This window comes from Brevinematales bacterium (assembly GCA_026415355.1).
Lineage (GTDB): Bacteria > Spirochaetota > Brevinematia > DTOW01 > DTOW01 > SKYB106.
Window position 1 is genome coordinate 24396 of the sequence record JAOAHF010000011.1, and the last position, 18485, is coordinate 42880.

Annotated in this window: 16 protein-coding genes and 4 tRNA genes; 8 read left to right on the forward strand and 12 right to left on the reverse strand. The window is 31.4% G+C overall.

Translation table 11 applies throughout. The annotated features are described in order from the left end of the window. Positions 1-267 precede the first annotated feature (267 nt). Positions 268-1311, reverse strand: coding sequence for a flagellar filament outer layer protein FlaA (locus tag N2712_05335; GenBank protein ID MCX8029404.1), 1044 nt, complete (start codon positions 1309-1311; stop codon positions 268-270). A 237-nt stretch (positions 1312-1548) separates the two neighbouring features. Between N2712_05335 and N2712_05340 the strand changes: the two genes are divergently transcribed. Then, positions 1549-3027, forward strand: coding sequence for a DUF4139 domain-containing protein (locus N2712_05340; GenBank protein ID MCX8029405.1), 1479 nt, complete (start codon positions 1549-1551; stop codon positions 3025-3027). Here the strand turns inward: N2712_05340 and N2712_05345 are convergent, their stop codons facing one another. Beyond that, positions 3028-4095, reverse strand: coding sequence for a hypothetical protein (locus N2712_05345; GenBank protein ID MCX8029406.1), 1068 nt, complete (start codon positions 4093-4095; stop codon positions 3028-3030). Positions 4096-4279: 184 nt separating this feature from the next. Between N2712_05345 and N2712_05350 the strand changes: the two genes are divergently transcribed. Then, complete coding sequence (locus N2712_05350; protein MCX8029407.1) at positions 4280-5908, forward strand: PEGA domain-containing protein; 1629 nt, start codon at positions 4280-4282, stop codon at positions 5906-5908. An 80-nt stretch (positions 5909-5988) separates the two neighbouring features. Here N2712_05350 and N2712_05355 read toward each other — a convergent pair whose 3' ends face one another. The 4 genes from N2712_05355 to N2712_05370 all read right to left on the reverse strand — a co-directional run bounded on the left by N2712_05355 (position 5989) and on the right by N2712_05370 (position 9953). After that, entirely contained in the window at positions 5989-6681 is a 693-nt protein-coding gene (locus N2712_05355; GenBank protein ID MCX8029408.1) for a hypothetical protein, read from the reverse strand. Further along, entirely contained in the window at positions 6678-7187 is a 510-nt protein-coding gene (locus N2712_05360; protein ID MCX8029409.1) for a sigma-70 family RNA polymerase sigma factor, read from the reverse strand. The genes N2712_05355 and N2712_05360 overlap by 4 nt, the downstream gene beginning before the upstream one ends. 56 nt (positions 7188-7243) lie before the next feature. Further along, on the reverse strand, positions 7244-9574 hold the full coding sequence (locus N2712_05365) for a lytic transglycosylase domain-containing protein (GenBank protein ID MCX8029410.1): 2331 nt from the start codon (positions 9572-9574) through the stop codon (positions 7244-7246). A 217-nt stretch (positions 9575-9791) separates the two neighbouring features. Continuing rightward, positions 9792-9953, reverse strand: coding sequence for a hypothetical protein (locus tag N2712_05370; GenBank protein MCX8029411.1), 162 nt, complete (start codon positions 9951-9953; stop codon positions 9792-9794). Between the two features lie 615 nt (positions 9954-10568). Between N2712_05370 and rho the strand changes: the two genes are divergently transcribed. From rho to ybeY, 3 genes are read left to right on the forward strand one after another with little or no spacing between them, the layout of a single operon-like run. Next, the gene (rho, locus tag N2712_05375; protein MCX8029412.1) at positions 10569-11840 is read left to right on the forward strand and encodes a transcription termination factor Rho; all 1272 of its coding nucleotides are present in this window, start codon (positions 10569-10571) and stop codon (positions 11838-11840) included. A gap of 8 nt (positions 11841-11848) precedes the next feature. Further along, positions 11849-12793, forward strand: coding sequence for a homoserine kinase (gene thrB, locus N2712_05380; GenBank protein MCX8029413.1), 945 nt, complete (start codon positions 11849-11851; stop codon positions 12791-12793). A gap of 50 nt (positions 12794-12843) precedes the next feature. Beyond that, entirely contained in the window at positions 12844-13293 is a 450-nt protein-coding gene (ybeY, locus tag N2712_05385; protein MCX8029414.1) for an rRNA maturation RNase YbeY, read from the forward strand. Between the two features lie 79 nt (positions 13294-13372). On the opposite strand, the gene N2712_05390 is transcribed toward ybeY, so the two are convergent. Continuing rightward, complete coding sequence (locus N2712_05390) at positions 13373-14785, reverse strand: sugar transferase (protein MCX8029415.1); 1413 nt, start codon at positions 14783-14785, stop codon at positions 13373-13375. Between the two features lie 182 nt (positions 14786-14967). On the opposite strand from N2712_05390, the gene N2712_05395 reads away from it, so the two are divergent. The 3 genes from N2712_05395 (at position 14968) to N2712_05405 (ending at position 15211) form a co-directional block, all read left to right on the forward strand. After that, positions 14968-15041, forward strand: a tRNA-Arg gene (locus N2712_05395). A gap of 11 nt (positions 15042-15052) precedes the next feature. Continuing rightward, positions 15053-15125: transfer RNA gene (locus N2712_05400), tRNA-Lys, on the forward strand. A 4-nt stretch (positions 15126-15129) separates the two neighbouring features. Beyond that, positions 15130-15211 (forward strand) — tRNA-Leu (locus N2712_05405). A 10-nt stretch (positions 15212-15221) separates the two neighbouring features. Here the strand turns inward: N2712_05405 and folD are convergent. The 5 genes from folD to N2712_05430 all read right to left on the reverse strand — a co-directional run bounded on the left by folD (position 15222) and on the right by N2712_05430 (position 18461). After that, the gene (gene folD, locus N2712_05410) at positions 15222-16079 is read right to left on the reverse strand and encodes a bifunctional methylenetetrahydrofolate dehydrogenase/methenyltetrahydrofolate cyclohydrolase FolD (protein ID MCX8029416.1); all 858 of its coding nucleotides are present in this window, start codon (positions 16077-16079) and stop codon (positions 15222-15224) included. Between the two features lie 19 nt (positions 16080-16098). Continuing rightward, positions 16099-16341, reverse strand: a complete 243-nt coding sequence (rpmF, locus tag N2712_05415) for a 50S ribosomal protein L32 (GenBank protein MCX8029417.1) — start codon at positions 16339-16341, stop codon at positions 16099-16101. A 14-nt stretch (positions 16342-16355) separates the two neighbouring features. Then, positions 16356-16427: transfer RNA gene (locus tag N2712_05420), tRNA-Glu, on the reverse strand. A 367-nt stretch (positions 16428-16794) separates the two neighbouring features. Next, positions 16795-17451 (reverse strand): 7-carboxy-7-deazaguanine synthase QueE, encoded by a 657-nt coding sequence (locus N2712_05425; protein MCX8029418.1) that lies wholly within the window; start codon positions 17449-17451, stop codon positions 16795-16797. Next, the gene (locus N2712_05430) at positions 17448-18461 is read right to left on the reverse strand and encodes a helix-turn-helix domain-containing protein (GenBank protein ID MCX8029419.1); all 1014 of its coding nucleotides are present in this window, start codon (positions 18459-18461) and stop codon (positions 17448-17450) included. The genes N2712_05425 and N2712_05430 overlap by 4 nt, the downstream gene beginning before the upstream one ends. Positions 18462-18485 lie beyond the last annotated feature (24 nt).

Below are 18485 nucleotides of genomic sequence, written 5' to 3' on the forward strand. Positions count from 1 at the left end.
ATCACTTAAAAACCATTAATAAAACTCAGTATGTATCAGTAATGTATCAGTATCACAACTAAGAAACAACTATCCCAACTAAAAGAACACACTTCATCAAGAACATTTCATCCAACAATTAGTACTCTGTTTCTACCGAAGCTGAGAAAACCTAATCAGCAAATACAAAAACACTTGAAGTTAAATAGAAGCAAAATTACATTTGAAATGAATCCAAAAAAGGAACAAAAAACTAGGGGTTGAGTATGCCAACCCCTTACTACAGTATTATTGAGCTCTCTGCTGACCTTGCTGACCCGACTCTTGAGATGCTGCTTTTCGCTTTTTTTCAAGCTCAACAAGCTCAACTTGATCTATAATTCTTCTAAGAGATCTCTTCGTGTATTCTATTTTTTCTTTTGACAAGATTTGCCAATATTTCTCATCATCAATATCAAGCTCTTCTTGTACTACTGCTCTATCGAATGATAGAGACACATCTTTAAAGTATACTACAAAATCACCACCTGGCTCCTCTTGTGGTTTGTAAATCTTAAAGTACGCAAACTCCTTGAACGGCAAAGATCTAGGATACAAAGGTAATCTTTGTAATATCCTCTGGTTAACTTGTTCTATATAGTTGGGATTTTCCCAAGCAAGTCTTCTCCAACCTTGGAAGAATAATGGCCCCATAAAGTACTCTTCTTCAACTCCATCTTCATTCCTAAGTACAACGGATACCAAATGCTTATAATTCCTACCAGAAACCCAAAGAGAAACTCTTTTAACTTGTAGAACATTCATAATGATGCCATTTTTAACTCTTTCCTCATCAGTGTACTGTTGCTTAGAAAAATCCGCTTCGGAATCAACTGGAGAACCATCCAAATAGTAAGGGGTAAATCTAAACGGTGGAAGTACTTTTGCGTTAGATAGGAAAGGATTAACTGGGAATTTTATCCTCACACCCATTACATCACCCCACCTTTTACTCTGAACCTTAAGTAAGTACGAGCTTACTATATTTGGTATAAACCTAGCAGATGATACTAGTTCTACTTTCCAGTTTTCTATCTTCCAAGACGCAGGATCAAACCATATATCAAGCAATTTTTGAGCATTCTCTTGAGAATAAAACCATTCTCGATACAGGTCAAGCCCTTCTTGCTTATACTTATCTACAAGATTCTGCAAATTTTGTTTTTCTTTTGACAGATACTGGCCTATTTTTTCCTCATAATTACCAAAATCAATAAGTGTCCTTTCTATCTCCCCGTAAACCATCCCGACAACTATTAATAAAAGCACTCCAGCAACAACTACCTTCTTCATAAGAAGCCTCCTTTGTCTAGTTAGGATTATCGGAAGGCCTCTTTTGTTAGTTTAAAGCCCCCAATACATCCTACTCTTCTGAATAGTATCATAAATCCAAAACACCTGTTTTTCAATAAAAAAAGAGAATAATTACACAAAAATAATAATCCAATACAAAAACAACAACATTATTAAGCATCTAGAAACTTAAAACTTCACTTGAAAACTAAAAAGTGTTATTTTACAATCCCAAGTATGAAAGTAAGATCATTGTTAACTACAGCACTATTTTTCATATCTCAATATGCCTTAGCAAACACGAATGTATTATTTTATAAAGATGGAGTACTAGTTAGAATAAACCTAAAAACAAACATCATATACCTACCTAATGGAGATTACAACATGAAAATCGAAGATAATACCATATTAGAATCCTTTATAACTAATATTACCGATAACAAATTACTAGCTGAGTTAAGTAACATACTAAAAGAAATAAAATATGCTGAAAGTAAAATGCAGGATACCCAATACGAGATAAACAGACTAAACGATAATCTTGACATTCTAAAAATCATAATTGGATCATCTGGTCAAAAAGATCAAAAAAGTATTAACAGCCTTGTTGAAGAGTACAATAACATCTACAAAAAAATTATCAACCTAAAAAAAGAACTACAATTACTAGAAACTCAAAAAGAAGATAAAGAAAAGATTGTCAAAGAGCTAGAAGAGAAAATAGCATCTTCAACTCAAACGTATAAAGTCTTCATACTTTCAAAACCATTTGGAACACTAAATCTCCTATTATCAGGAGGCTGGGAAAGTAGTTACAAATTAAATGCTGATAATAACACTATAACAACAAAAATTATAGTATCACTACCTAAAGGTTTCAAATTTAAATCCTATAAGACAACTTTCTATACTTTTAGAATGGAGAAAGAATACGTTAGGATAAACCTCGATAAACTTATAGGCAACATCTACGAAACAAGATACTTCAAAACTGCTATTAAACCAAGTATTATGAAAAAAACCATGAATGTAGATAATTATGAAGAAGAAGAGGAAGAAAGTGAAAGAATAAGTGAAAAAGGTTTAGATGTTGGAATAGCTTTTGAATTAGATAAAGAGATTACTGTAGAAAATGGATCAGAGATAACAATATCTACTAATCCTATAAGTATTCAAAAGAGATATATTGCTATACCCTCAAAATACCCAAAAGGTATCATGACACTAATAATATCAAACAACCTACCCAATTCTATCCTGCCAGGAGAACTTGAAATATCATTTGGTCAAGCTACAATAAGTGGTTTAGTCATAGATAGCGTAATACCAAGAAACAGTGTATTCGAAACATACGGATTATTAATAAATGAAATAGACGTAAAAAGAGAAATAGTTGAGGAGAAAACCGAAAATCCTAAATTCCTTGGAACCAACAAGAGAATTGTTAGAGTATTCAAAAATTCAATCAAAAATAACCTATCAAGTGATATAGAAATAACTATAATCGACAGAATACCAATACCTTCAGACGATAGGATAAAAATAGGCATAGAAAGAATAATACCATCTCCCACTTCAAATTACGAACAGATAATGAAAGAAAGTATATTTAATATAAAAATTCCTGTCGCTAAAGGCAAAGAAGTAAGCACTACTGTTTCCTATTGGGTTGAATACCCAGCAGATCTACGTTACTATGAATACGAAAGATGATTACTTACTGATATTAAAAAATTTTTTTAACATATTTGCTCTTTCTCTACCTATAAAAGATTCTGTTGGTGGTATATTCGAATGAAGCATTATACTAGCATCTCTCAAAAAAACCAATAAAAAGTTAATTAGCTCACTTAAATCAACTATTTCCTTATCTCTTAGAGAACTCAAGAATGAAACTATGCTTAGCTTTGATATAATATTCACAAATGCTTTGTAGTGTATAAAGTTAGCACTTTTCACAGTAGTCTTGAAATCATTATAGTCTTTGACTATGTTAAAAGTACTAAACTTATCACCTAGTTTCATTCTTTCTTTTATTTCAATCTCTCTGACTCTCTCAATAAGTGATTTAAACATTATTTTATTTGCTATCATAGACTTGTCTGGTTGAAACGCAAAACTAAACTCCATAAAGTTTGTCCTATCGTAAAGAGGATTATGGTTATAGTAAACACCATTTGAAGAAAGAGTATCAATAATATTCTCCAAATTGTTAGAATTTCTAAGCCCCCATATATTCAAAAGGAATTTCATCTTGACACCATGTCCTATTGTTGAAATATCACTGGTTATGTATCCATAGGATTTATTGAAAGAAGGTACAAAATACTCATCAAATAGTATACTCATCCTTTCAACAGTATCAAAAACTTCATCAATGCCATTACCAAGATATGTAGTTCTCAAATAGAAATGATCATAAACATTAGTAGTTATCGAATACTTTGCCCTATTCTCCAAGTAAATTCTGACATTTCTACTTTTACCACCTAAAAACTTTATAATCTCATAATCAAGGATCTCTCTATCTATAAGACCTAAAAGTTCATTATCTTTTGATGTTATTGATGTAATATCAGTTATGTTCTCATAATCTGGGAGAGTATTCAAGAATTCTTTTACTCTAGAATTTATTTCTTTTTTCTGCTTATCTTCAAGTCTCATGGGTAAATCATAGCCTGCCATGTTCCTAGAAAGAGTAAGAACAGTATAAACTACAAAACTCTCATCCTTCCTAACCTGATTCGGCATTAACCTATTAAAAGAAACACTCTGTATCATCGCTTAAAAATATAAGTATTATCTACATAAATATCAAACTCAAAATTCTACTACAAGTTTTACAAAATCAAATACTCCAATAAAGTACAATAATGAAATTCCTAAACCTACTCAATATGCGATTTTTAAACATACTTAGCCTAAAAATGATATAAATTATATCCTTTATTTAAAATACTTCTCTATGAAAAGATCACTAATAATATTTTGTTTAGCACTAGCAATCTCAACTCTCTCATGTACCCCAAATATCAACAAACTAAAAATAACAGAACCTGTTTTAAAAACAGATATAGTAGTTTCAATAGCAGAAATAAAATCTATAAAGACTAATTATATCATAGATCTTTCCCACAAAGTAGATCTAATAACCAAATTAGGAGAAAAGTTAGAATCACCAAAACACGAAGATGAAACTAAAGATATTACTATAACAAACATTACAAGTAATGAAAAAGCTATCCAAACATCACAAGATCAAACAAACTTAATACCAACAAAAACCAAGAAATTTATAGATTTAGATAACATCATAAAAAACACTATATCTATAAACTTAAAAAACTTCATAAGATACCTATCAAAATACAACTACAGTGTTGAGGAAATAAAAATACTCAACAGAGACAAAATAGAAGAAGAGATACTAAAAACATACAACGATAAAGAGATAAAAGAGTACACTTACACTAAATACACAACAAATTTTATTAAACAAACTAACTATTATGTCTTCATTACAAATACTAACATACTCGTAGCAGAAATTGTTGACAAAAATTTAGTTATAGAGGAAATTAAGTTGAAGGACAACATTTTCTTGAGTAATGTTTTGATCAATTATGACTGGGTACTAAAATTAACTAATGGAGTTAACTTTACCGAGGGTAGTAAAGGGGATTTTTCAATATTAGTTTTCTACGATATTTACGAATCCCCCATTAATAGATATTTAACAAACATAATCATATCAATGGTTGTAATTGTTTCAAACCAAACTACCTCAAACTTTATCTTAATGAAAACAAACCTAGAACTTATCGATTTCTTGTCTACTGATAGAAAAGTTTTCAACCAACTCAAACCATTTTTTTACAACTACAGAACAGGAATTCTAAAAGTAGAAACAAAACCTGAAGATGTTGACATACTTGTAAATGACTTATATATGGGTAGAGGGAAAACTACTCCGGAATTTTTCTCTGAAGGAATCCATAAGATAACACTCTCAAAAGGTCCATTAATAATAGATGAGTATGTATATTTGAAAAGTGGTGCACTAAACATATACTCAAAAGACTTATCAGAAAACTACAAAAATACAAAGAAACTATACATAAACTCAATACCATTAGGAGCAGATACTTTCATAGAAAGTCAATACATTGGAAAAACACCAACAAATATAGTATTACCAACTGGTAAATACAGAATATGGCTCAAAAAAAATAATCTAGAGAAATTTCTTGATATTGAACTTAATTCAGACACTAACCTGTCAGCAACTTTACAAGACCTAAATCAAAATACTGAATACAATGTAATGACTGGTATAACCATATTATTGGGTATAGCAACTGTTTCAAGTATATCTATGTTTTTCTGGGCTGATTCCCAAGAAAGATACTATGACTTCCTATATAATCAATACGGAAAACCTGAATACCAAAAAATGAGAGAATACTATTATTACTTCAAAGATAACATGAGAACAACCTCAATAACAGGAACAATAGCAACTCTTATCTTATGGGGAATTACATTAGGAATTGAATCAGATAAGTTTTACATAAAACTAAATCATCAATTCTAATACAACATCCATAATCGTGAATATAAGTAAAGTAAAGTAAAAAAAACATCACAACTTCTTAAGGTTTCAAAAAAATTCTTTCAATTAGCTATAAGATTCTCAAATCTAGCATCTATATACCTTACTGGCAACTTTTTTTGAATTATATATTTCGTTGATAAAAAAGCCTTCTTTAGTTTCTCAGAATTCATCCTACTACCAAAATATATATTTATCTTATACAGAGAATTAAACCCATATATACCATCTTTATCAACTATAAAAACATCAGGGAAATATTTACTCATCTTTATACTTGCATCAGTAGCACTCACTGTACTTATTATGTTTTCAAGTACACCACTATCAGCAGAAACTTTCGGTACTATAGTTATTAGTTCATCGAAAATTTCTTTATCATACTTATCTACGGTATTCATATCCTCGTCATAAAGTACATAACCATTTCCGTTAAAAACCTTAACCACAGGTTTCCTGTGTATAACATCAATATATACAGTATCAGGTGGATACATTATAACTCTAACTCCTTTTAAATCTTCTGACATACGACTAACATTTTTTTCAATTATAACCTTATCAAGAAAAATAATATTCTTATCTTTTACCATATTTACAATTACTTGATCTATGTACTCATTGTAGTTCTTGACATTATGGTTTATAGTTACGTTCTTGATTTTTAGCCTATCAGAATCGTAATACACTGCAAGCAATACTAAGACTATCAAAATCGAAAGTATTATAACAAAAGTTAGTTTTATGAAGTTCATGATTTAAAATGCTGGCTTAGTAATTTTTTTATTCTTTGTATTGAATTGTCAACATATTTCTTTGTCTTACCGATCTTTTTCGCTATATCCTTATACTTGTATCCCATCAACCAGAGATCTAATATCTCCTTATCCTCTTCTGAAAAGAGTTTATCATTCGTCTCGATAAAAGTTTTTACTTGCTTTTCTAATATCCTAAGTTCGTAATCAGAGGATCTACTATCCACCATTTCTAGATTTTCATCAAGCTCTTGTGTCTTATATTTTGAAAAAGATTTTAGATAGTTTATTATCTCATTCTTTACACACTTTCTTACGAAAGTTCTAATACTAGCTCCTCTTGATCTGTCAAATTTTGGTATAGATTCTATTGCTTTGACAGTACCCTCTTGTATTAAGTCTTGGATCAACTCTCTATACTCTGGCTTCCTTTTGATAATATCTCTTACAACTTTCGAAACAATTCTTCGTATTTCATCATGAGTTATATCTGTTTGATTAAACATAAAAAAATTATCTAATCTAGAATTTAGATACTTTAAGGGCACTTTTCAACACATATCTAGTTATTCGAAATCGATGCCCTAACAGTAGTAGTACTTTTTATAACAAAGTTGTCGTAGATAAACTTATTTTCCTTGACAATTTTTGTATATTCTCTTGTCTCATGAAACCTTATACCTTCAACAAACATTATTTTATCTTGAGTCTTTAAAGAATCATACCATCTTCTAACTGCCGTTATACCGCCATTATAAGATGCTATAACTAAAACTTCTCTCATACTTTCTGGATACCTCGAGAAGAAATCAACAAGTTCTTTTAGATGAGATATCCCTAAATGTAAGTTATTCTCAATCACAAAAACATCCAAACTCTTCAAAGGTTCTTTTGTCTTTAGAAATCTCTTAGCAGTAGCATCAGCAGTTGATAGTATTAACTGCATAAGTCCTATAGCATTAGCAACCGAAACTACAAAGGGAGAAAATCTACTTTCCTGCCTCATTATAGAATAAACAAGAGATTTATCAATACCATAAACAAAACAAAACTTATCTACTCTATCTTCAAAAGGAGTAGGATATAACTCATCCAAAAAAGCAATTGTATAGAATGCTCTCAAAAAGTATATATTGTTGTTCTGAAAACCAAATCTCTCATAAGATCTAACTACATAATCAACCATTCCCAGATTTTTAAAATCCTCTACCAACATTATATTAGGCCTCGGTATTATATACCTGACTTCAAGATGAGCATCCAAAATAATCCCTTTACTATACATTGAATAAATATAATTAGGCAAACTTGTTACCATATTTGTTTCTATCTCATTGGTCTGAAAATTGGCATTTGATACAGAAACTCTTTGAAAGAGAAGCTTCTTCTTAAATTTTTCAACTTCCTCATATACGTTGACATCACTATCCCAATTAAGACCAAATTTATCTACTATATACCTAAAACCTATCAAGGCATTAAGATCATCCAGATTAGAATTTGTCTTATATCTACCTAGAATAGACATATAATTATTAGAAAGTATTAGCATAACCCTTTCTTTCAATTCAGTATTTGTATCGAGAAGCTCTAACATTGCTATGTATTCATAAGTAAAAGGGAACCTCGTAATTATATCACTTGCTATTGAAGGTTTGTTATCCGAGAATAAGAAAGATAACAATAGAAATTCTTTCTCCCAATATGTATTTTTTGTCCTCTTTAGCATAAATGATACAAATTCATTTATCTCACTCATATTTCCCTCGTGTAGATTATAGGAGATAAAGGCAGACAAGAATCCCTTTGTCGACGTTGTAAGTCCAACTCTTGAGTAATAGTTGGTTATAAAATTTAAGTAAACTTTAGGACTTAATAATCTGTAATTTCTCAAAACATAGGACAGAAATTCAACTCCTCCTGTTTTAACATACTTACTCGCAATATTATTAAATTCCTTACCATTGTTTCCTAAAACCCTCAAATTAAGTATTAACAACTTATCAAATGATATGTTATACGAATCAAAAATCTTTTTATTTGTCTCATAGTCCTTCAAAGTTCTTTCCAATATCGGTTTAGCCTTATCATATTCCTTTGTCTCAGTATAGAGTAATGCTGAATAATAATCACGTATTTGACTAGGCAAAGAGGTAGTAAGAAAAAGTTTCACACCATCTATTACAAAACCAGAAGAAATAAGATTTCCTGACACAGACACTAATGAAGAGGAATTTTTATAACTCCTACCAACAAGAGCTCTGACTATATCGTCTGACTTTTTGTTTTTCTTCATCAACTGAAGAAAAGTAGAAACAAAAACAGCAAAATTATCATCGGAAATCTTTAATAACTCTACAACTTTGTCAACATCATTATCCTTTAAAAAGCTTACCTTAAAGTCTATTATTCGAGCTTTACCTACAAATATAGAGTTTCTGAATGAATAGTATCGTATATGATCAGTATAGTATTTTAAGTATTCATTAGTAGATACATAAGATATAATCTTTTGAGAATCCTCAAACATGCCAAGTTCTGAAAGAGAAAACCCCACAAGTAGAATCACATTATTTGATAGAAATTTGTCACTTATAAAATAGTTAGTAAAGTCAAGTAGATCATGATAATTTGAAACTCTATACAATGAACTAGCAACTATATAAATTAGCTCAGGTGACAAGTTTTTTATCAAATTATTTGTTCTAAATCTCTGATAATTAGTAGAAACATACTCAAAATCCATATCATTGTATGCTCTAACCATACAACTTATAACATCCTGTGGGCTACCCTCGTATATCCTTACTCCCATTCCAACTGTAACTATGAATACCAAAACAGCTACAATTACAACCCCAACGATAAGAATCCAATTTCTAAATATTACCATAATCTTATTATGGATCTAAGTAATAATTAAAATCAAAATAGGTAAGGTATAAACATTTTAGTCTTACTCTTGTATTCAACATATTCTGATCCAAATTTTTCCTCAAGAATCCTCTCTTCTATTGGTAACCTCAAAACTACCAAAGAAAGCATGATAAGTTCACCTAATAACGAAAAAAACCACCATCCAGTTATTAAAAATCCAGATATAAATAACACTATATAGCAGCATATATAGGATGTCTTATATAAGCATAAGGACCTTCCTTGACAAGTCTCTTTGCCTTATCAACAGATGGACTAAAGTTTTCACCAAGCTTAGCATGATCCCAAAATATCAAAAATAAACAAAACACCGAAAGTACAGTGCCTACATACATAAATTCTATAGGTAACTGTGTATCTTCATAAGAGTTGGATACAAATCAAATAGATAAAAGTATGTCGCTACTATTAAAACTACACCAAGTACATTTCTATAAACAACCAAAAATGGAGGTTCAAGTCCTTTGTAACTATCAAAGAATGAATGAGAAAAAAAACTTAAAATAAGTTCTACCAACAAGCAGCACCAGAAAAATAATACCAAATACTACTTTTTCCATACAATTACCTCTATTTTTCGGTAATTTATGTATAACACTTCCTGCAATTGTCAAATTGACTTCCAGAAGTTTCTTGATAGGAAGTATTTTAATCCTTTACTATTATTTTACTTTCAGCAAACAGAGAAGATTTGTTATCTTTAACAAATCAATATATATTACCTTTTTGAGGGGTTTTGTATGCAAGATAATCCTGAGTTAAATCAAGAAGAGTTTTTTCAAGGTAAACTTAGTTACCCATCAAATCAAGACACTGATAATAGTGGTCTAAGTGAAGAATTTAAAACAACCTTAGATTCTTTGAAAGAAGAGATTGACACAGAACAACCCAAAGAAGAAGTAGTCCAAAAGAAAGAAACAAAAAAGGAATTACCGCCGAACATGACTGAAATCTACCTAGATGAACTAAAAGATAAATCAATAGATGAACTTATTGAAATGTTAGAAACGATATATGATTACAAATCTCCTTCTTACAGAAACAAACTTGATCTATTGTTTAAGATCGTAGATAACCATACTAAACTAGGTGGCACAGTATATGGCAGAGGAGTATTACAGATTTTGAATGACCAAAACCAAGGCTATGGTTTTTTAAGATCTGAGGAACACAACTATCTTTCAGGAGCAGGAGACATATATGTCTCTCAAACACAAATAAGATCTCTAGGGTTGAGAACAGGAGATGAGATATTCGGCACCATTAGAGCACCATTGAGAGATAATGAAAAATACTTCGGCCTTCTTAAAGTACTCAAAGTAAACGGTAAAGAATTCACTGGAAACTTACAAAAACGTCCTTCATTTGACAAGCTCACGCCAATGTTCCCAACAGAAAAATTCAAACTTGAATATTCAAAAAATGATATAGATACAAGAATAATCGACATCTTCATACCAATAGGTAAAGGACAAAGAGGTATAATAGTATCACAACCTAAAGCAGGTAAAACAACCATCCTAAAAAAAATTGCAACAGCAATAAGAAAGAATCATCCTGATGTGATAATATTTGTGCTACTCATAGACGAGAGACCAGAAGAAGTAACAGATTGGAAACGATCACTCAAAGGGGTACAAGTAATAAGTTCTACGTTTGACGAAGAGCCATATAGACATGGAATAGTAGCAGAAATGGTACTAGAAAGAGCAAAGAGATTAGTTGAAGAAGGTAATGACGTAGTGATACTACTAGATAGTTTAACTAGACTAACAAGAGCATACAACTTAATAACTCCACCATCAGGTAGAGTAATGTCAGGAGGTATCGAAGTAGGAGCTTTTTATAAACCAAAACACTTTTTCGGTTCTGCCAGGAAAATTGAAGAAGGTGGTAGCCTAACTATAATAGCAAGCGCATTAATCGATACAGGAAGCAAAATGGATGAAGTCATTTACGAAGAGTTTAAAGGCACAGGTAATATGGAAATCCATCTAGATAGAACACTAGCAAACAAGAGAATATTCCCAGCTATTGATCTAAAATTATCAGGAACTAGGAGAGAGGAATTGCTACTTCCCGAAGATACTCTACACAAAATGTGGCTACTCAGAAGAGCATTAAATGACTACTCTAACGAAGAAATAATACAAAAATTATGTGAAGTCCTAAGTAAAACTAAAAACAATGAAGAATTTCTAAACAACCTCCAACAGTTCTAAGGTGGTTTATGGATATTACCAAATACAAGGTGATGGTACCTGGTAGTAGTGCTAACATTGGAAGCGGTTTTGATGTATTTGGTATTTCTGTAAGTATATATGGTTACTTTTCATTCCAAGACAAGCATGAGATAACTTACATAGGTAAAGATAGTATTGACACAGATCTAGCAAAAAATACAGTTTTTACTTCATTTTCAAAAGTTTTAAAAGAGTTTAACCAAAGTACTCCAAATTTAGGTATATGGATTAAAAATCATATTCCTATAAAGAGAGGATTAGGTAGTAGCTCAGTAGCAATAATCGGTGGTCTCTCTCTTGGTTATGTATATCTTAAACATCAAAACTTATTACCAGATGATTTACACGACTTCAACACATTCAGAGAAAAAATAATATTACCCCTCGGTGTTGAAATTGAAGGGCACCCGGACAATATAACTCCTTCAACAGTTGGTGGATTTACAATATCAGGTCTAGATGGTAAACTTAAATATCAAAAACTCAACGTTCCAAAGAACTTACATTTTGTATTTGTAATACCAGAATTTGATGTTTCAACACAATCTGCAAGAAATGTACTACCATTAAACTACAAAAGAGAAGATGTTATATTCAACATAAGGTCCTCAGTTAGCTTGGTTTTGGGAATAGTCAACAACGACAGAGAACTGATATCTCTAGGATTAAGAGATAAAATACATCAACCCTACAGAGCAAATCTCTACCAAGGTTTTGAAAACCTTTTAAACTTAAAACCAACAGATGTATCCGAAAACTTCATAGGTAGTTTTGTATCAGGCAGCGGTCCTACAATATGCTGTGTATTTCACACTCAGCCTAGTTTCAACGATATACAAAAGATAAGAAATATCTTAAATCAAAATACTAATCATTCATACGATATACAAATACTTTCTGTTGACAACATAGGTACAAGAATTATTATTTAAGAATACCAAAAGTTTTATAAATCTAAATATCTTATGTATAATTCATAATCATGATAAAGGTTAATATAATCAACAACTACGGAAGCCTTAGGAGTTTTCTCAAACTCAAGCATGTAAAAGAGATATCCACTTTTGTCCTCAGAGAACTCAGTAAAAACAAAGTTGAAATTACAATTTTACTATGCAAGAATGAAGAGATAAAAGAATATAACTCCAAATATAGACAAAAAGACTATCCAACAGATGTTTTATCTTTTCCATACGGTGAAAAAATAGGTAGATATACATATTTAGGTGACATCATAATTTCTATAGACAAAGTGCATGAACAAAGTAAGGAATTCGAAGTTTCAGAATTTGAGGAGTTTTTGAGACTTTTGGTCCATGGTATACTACATCTTCTAGGATACGATCACGAAACTTCAGAAGAAGACGAAAAAATCATGATGGAACTACAAGATAACCTCATAGCGAAAATCATGGACAAGTATAATTCTTGAAATCATACTGCATTCACAAACATCTCATAGAATTATGTGAAAGTATTCAAATCATCATGTCAAAAATATCAGAATACTGTTAGTATGCTCCTCTAGTTTTGAATACTGCAGGAATAGTTTTTAGGATTATCACTATATCAAGCCAAAAAGACCAATTCTCAATGTACCAAATATCAGTTCTAACTCTAAAGTTATAATCCGTTTCGTTTCTACCAGAAACTTGCCACAAACCTGTTATTCCTGGCCTAACCGCATAGTAATAAAACTTAGCTTCATCCTTGTAGTACTTTTCAATCTCTTCTTTTGTTATAGCTCTAGGACCTACTACACTCATATCACCTAAGAGAACATTTATAAATTGCGGTATCTCATCAATGCTTAGTTTTCTTATTATCTTACCTATTCTTGTAATTCTAGGATCATCTTTCAGTTTGCGGTATTTTTCCCATTCTTCTCTCTTTAGTAGGTCATTTTGAAGTATTTCTTTTAGCCTAAGATCTGCATCCTTGTACATACTTCTAAGTTTGTAACAATAAAACTCCTTACCCCCCATTTTAACTCTTCTTGACTTGTATATAGGAGCACCAGGCGATTCAAGTACTATTAAAACAGAAAATATAGCAATAATAGGTAAAGAAGCAACTAAAGCAAGAATACTGAAAACAATATCAAAAGTCCTCTTCAAAAATCTATTAGCAGGTGTTAGAAGATTATTTCTAAGAGATATGAAGGGTACGTTTTGATCTATAACAAACAACATCTCACTATTAAGCAATGGCATACTCGAAATATTTGGAACAACCATAGTCCTTCTAACTGATGAATGTATATGAGATATAAGTTTTGAAAAGAAGTCTTCAGGAGCATTCTCCAAGTATATTAGTGCTAAGTCTATATTGGATTTAGATATTTTCTGTTTTATCCTATTAAGTGTATCTAACGAATAATCTTTTATGATTATTATCTGTCTTATATTCATAAGCAATGACTTATTTTTTCTAGCAACATCATATAAAGTCGTTTTGTATTTTACTGAATCCGTTATAAGTGATGTCCTAAAAGTTAAATAAGACGTTTTGTAGATTATGTACTTCAATATACCCCTCAAAGTAATCACAATAGGTATGTAAAAAATTGATGTTATCAGAACCAAAAATCTAGCATCAAGATCATACCACTTTGAGATATAAGAAATAGACATTACCATTACCAAACTTATTATCGCAACACTAGTTATCCTTTTTGTTTCCTCCCAAAAGGATACAGATAAAGTGTATAACCTTTGAACTACAGAAACTGATAAAAATACTATCCATATCCAAGAAGGATAGAATGGCCCTAGAATAGGTGGCAAGTTATCAGGAACAGTATACGGAGTATATGCTAGAAGTAATAACCTAATCCACAAACCTATATAATTAGCCAAATATATCGCTAGCAAATCAGTTAGAAGTAGAATAACAAATCTTAGAATGCTCTTTATTTGAAACATAGATTTTAATTTTAAAAATAAAAGCACATACCTTACAAAACATTGAGTATTCGTTAACAGATCCTAAATCAAACAAATAACTACATAGAATAAATATTTCTTCTATTAATATGAAGTTTAATGGATACAAAACAAGTTTAACTTGCCAGATTTCGATGAATTATTGTATAATTGTTATGGTAGCGCCTGTAGCTCAACAGGATAGAGCGGTGGACTTCGAATCCAAAGGTTGCGGGTTCAAGTCCCGCCAGGCGCGAGGGAGTAGATGGGTCGTTAGCTCAGTTGGTAGAGCAGCTGACTCTTAATCAGCGGGCCGCAGGTTCAAGTCCTGCACGACCCAAGAAGGGCAGATGGCGGAATTGGCAGACGCGCTAGACTTAGGATCTAGTGGGGTAACCCGTGGGGGTTCAAGTCCCCCTCTGCCCAATGCTTGCTACTATCTACACTTCGAATTCCTCCTGTAATTTGCTAGCTCGTAAGTATTCTCAATAAGCATAGCTCTGGTCATAGGTCCAACTCCTCCAGGGACAGGTGTTATATATCCACAAACTTCCTTCACATCTTCAAAATCAACATCACCAACTAGCTTTGAATTCCCATCAACTTCAATTCTATTTATACCAACATCAATAATTACACTACCTTCCTTTATCATATTTTTCTTAATAAACCATGGTCTACCAACTGCAACAACTAAAATATCTGCTTGTCTTGTAATATCTTCTATATTACTAGTTTTTGAATGACAAATTGTTACAGTCGAATTTCTATGCATCAACATAATGGAAGTAGGTTTACCAACTATATTACTCCTACCTATGACAACAGACCTCTTACCTTCAATACCAATGTTGTAGTACTCAAGAAGTCTTATTATACCTTTAGGAGTACAAGGCTCTACAAAGGGTTTACCAATCAAAAGTTTGCCAACATTCTCAGGATGAAACCCATCCACATCTTTGAGAGGAGATACCGTAGACAAAACTCTATATTCGTCTATATGTTTAGGCAAAGGTAGTTGAACTAAAATACCATCAACCTCATCATCCTTATTCAGCTCCTCTATAAGACTTATGAGCTTATTCTCAGAAGTATCTGAAGGCAATAAAAAATCCTTTGTTGCTATTCCCACTTCGTTACATTCTTTAGTTTTCATTGAGACATAAACTTTTGAACTAGGATTATCACCAACAAGTATTACAGCTAATGTTACTTTAAGCCCCTTAGAAGATATAAGAGCTTTAACTCTTTCTTTGTAAATACTAGATACTAATTTACCATCAATTATTTTCATAAGTGAAAAAAAATTTAACTTATACCTTATACTTAGCCATTTCTTGCTGTTTTCTCTTTTTTCTCTCTTCTCTTTTTGTATAATCTATGTAATTTATTCCTTTGTACTTACCTGTAGTTATGCTAGCTCTGTGTGGAAGTTTCCAATCACCATCCTCAGATTTTACCAATACTTCTTCAGGAAATCCTAAAGTATGATAAAAAACTCTAGTCCTTCTATTCCTTATTCTTCTGTGGGACTTCTTATGCTTCGGAACACCCATAAAAAACTCCTATGCGCCCCCAAGGGGAATCGAACCCCTGCTACGGGATTGAAAGCCCCGTGTCCTAACCACTAGACGATGGGGGCATCAAAGTAATGATAATTTTATACCAAAATACAAACTTATTTCAAATTCAATTAACTAAATCAAAAAAACTTCTCTACTTTCCAAAATCTTTCACTATCATAATCTCATCTACTAATTACTAATTAACATTACTGAGATTTTTACTTCACCCTTCTACTATTGCTCAAATTTTAACCATCTTTTCTTTACATACCCTAACATTTAATCACCTAACATCGTTTTCCATCACATCATACTTTATTAATATCCTTAATTGTTATGCTAACTACTAAATAAGACACTAGAAACTAATCCAGCCATCTCCGTAATAAACCTGAATAAAATTTCAATAGACTATTCAATAAAGAACTTTTATTTTTTTTGTTTTCACTTTATCTTGAGTATAACCTGTAACCTAAAGGAGTAATTAAGTCCTTTTTCCAAACAAAATGGAATTATAAACTTTGATCTTTCAACTAATTCTTCTGCTGTTGTACCCTGAGGCATAAGAAAAACTCTATGTTTTGGAAGGCCGTAATTATCTATTATGTTTTCTACAAAACTAAGATCATATTCATCTGACACAACAAACTTGAATATTGAATTCATCTTAACGAAATACCTAAGATTTTCGAAAATACTTTTGTAAATCTTATCACCTCTTGATAACTTTGAACTTGGAAGTTTAGGAGAAACATTAAACTTATACTTCTCCAAGCTACTTTTTGGAATATATATACCAGAAGTTTCAAATTCAATTTCCTTGAAGTAAGACAATTTGAGTATTTCATCTATCTCATCCTGATAGTAGAGTGGTTCACCACCTGTAAATACAATAATACCTCCTTTACTTTTTGAGAAATTTGTTATAACCCTTGAAATTTCGTCCACCGATTTTTCTATTCCTCCTTCAAAAGGCACAGAATATTTTGTATCACACCAAACGCAGTCAAGAGGACATCCTTGAAGTCTAATAAATAGTGCCAGTCTTCCAGATGTATCTCCTTCACCCTGTATAGACTCAAATATCTCAGATACTCTCATTCTAGATACTGTATTTTTACTAATACTCCCTTTACACTTTCAACAACTTCAAATACAATATATGAAGGACCTTCTCCATCAAGTTTGATATCTCTATCTGAAAATCTGACATTCAAATTTTTCACATCGGATGTCTTCAACACCAACTTATTTCTAACAGCAAGCTTTCTAGAATTATCCTTACCAAGGTAAAATTGATTTTCTTCAGAGTTATCAATTATTAAAGAAACCCAAACAACCTCATCTGATGATATTTCAAAATCAACAGGCACTCTTCCACCTTCTAAGAATACATTCTCCTCTTTTGATGTTTTTTCCTGTGACTTGTAAAACGATATTCTAAGTCTAGGTTTTTTATCGATAAACGCTTCGTATCGCATCTCAAGATCAACTATACCATCCATGTTGAAATCCATCATTGATCTATTCTTTAGAACAAAAGAATATATAGAGTCATTTATACTCAACACTATATCGTTACCATTATTCCTAACCTCAAGAAGCTTAATCTTTACACTTGTATTACCAACTTTATCTCTAAACTCTTCTCCTTCACTAAATGATTTTAATATAGTTTTTACATTGCTATTATCAACCAAAACTTCATAACCTTTGGATATAATCAAGTTGACAATCAAGACAATTAAAACTAAAACTATAAATACTCCAATGGATATCCAACCCAACTTTCTAAAGTCTATCCTATCAAATATACTAGCTTTACCTATTAGTTGCTCTAAAGGTATTTCTTTTTCTTCTATTTGTTTTCTCTCATAAAGCCTAAGAGCATACTCAGGATCACCACCTAGAAAAGAAGCGTAAGACTTTATGTAACCCTTTATATAAACTTCTCCAGGGAAATCTGAAAAGTTATCTTTCTCAATACCCTCTATATACTTTCTAGGTATATTAGTATTTCTTACTACTTCTTCTATTGATATGCTCCTAGTAAGCCTTAAATCTTTTAAATATTTACCTACACTCTCCATAAAAAATACGCTAAATTCCAAACAAAATTATAGATGTATATAAGA

Excerpts from the sequence above, each read along its gene's own strand:
- N2712_05345 (MCX8029406.1), bottom strand. The coding sequence starts at position 4,095 with ATGATACAGAGTGTTTCTTTTAATAGGTTAATGCCGAATCAGGTTAGG.
- N2712_05340 (MCX8029405.1), top strand. The coding sequence starts at position 1,549 with ATGAAAGTAAGATCATTGTTAACTACAGCACTATTTTTCATATCTCAA.
- rpmF (MCX8029417.1), bottom strand. The coding sequence starts at position 16,341 with ATGGGTGTTCCGAAGCATAAGAAGTCCCACAGAAGAATAAGGAATAGA.
- N2712_05425 (MCX8029418.1), bottom strand. The coding sequence starts at position 17,451 with ATGAGAGTATCTGAGATATTTGAGTCTATACAGGGTGAAGGAGATACA.
- N2712_05355 (MCX8029408.1), bottom strand. The coding sequence starts at position 6,681 with ATGAACTTCATAAAACTAACTTTTGTTATAATACTTTCGATTTTGATA.
- N2712_05370 (MCX8029411.1), bottom strand. The coding sequence starts at position 9,953 with ATGTATGTAGGCACTGTACTTTCGGTGTTTTGTTTATTTTTGATATTT.
- N2712_05365 (MCX8029410.1), bottom strand. The coding sequence starts at position 9,574 with ATGGTAATATTTAGAAATTGGATTCTTATCGTTGGGGTTGTAATTGTA.
- thrB (MCX8029413.1), top strand. The coding sequence starts at position 11,849 with ATGGATATTACCAAATACAAGGTGATGGTACCTGGTAGTAGTGCTAAC.
- N2712_05335 (MCX8029404.1), bottom strand. The coding sequence starts at position 1,311 with ATGAAGAAGGTAGTTGTTGCTGGAGTGCTTTTATTAATAGTTGTCGGG.
- ybeY (MCX8029414.1), top strand. The coding sequence starts at position 12,844 with ATGATAAAGGTTAATATAATCAACAACTACGGAAGCCTTAGGAGTTTT.
- N2712_05350 (MCX8029407.1), top strand. The coding sequence starts at position 4,280 with ATGAAAAGATCACTAATAATATTTTGTTTAGCACTAGCAATCTCAACT.
- N2712_05390 (MCX8029415.1), bottom strand. The coding sequence starts at position 14,785 with ATGTTTCAAATAAAGAGCATTCTAAGATTTGTTATTCTACTTCTAACT.
- N2712_05360 (MCX8029409.1), bottom strand. The coding sequence starts at position 7,187 with ATGTTTAATCAAACAGATATAACTCATGATGAAATACGAAGAATTGTT.
- folD (MCX8029416.1), bottom strand. The coding sequence starts at position 16,079 with ATGAAAATAATTGATGGTAAATTAGTATCTAGTATTTACAAAGAAAGA.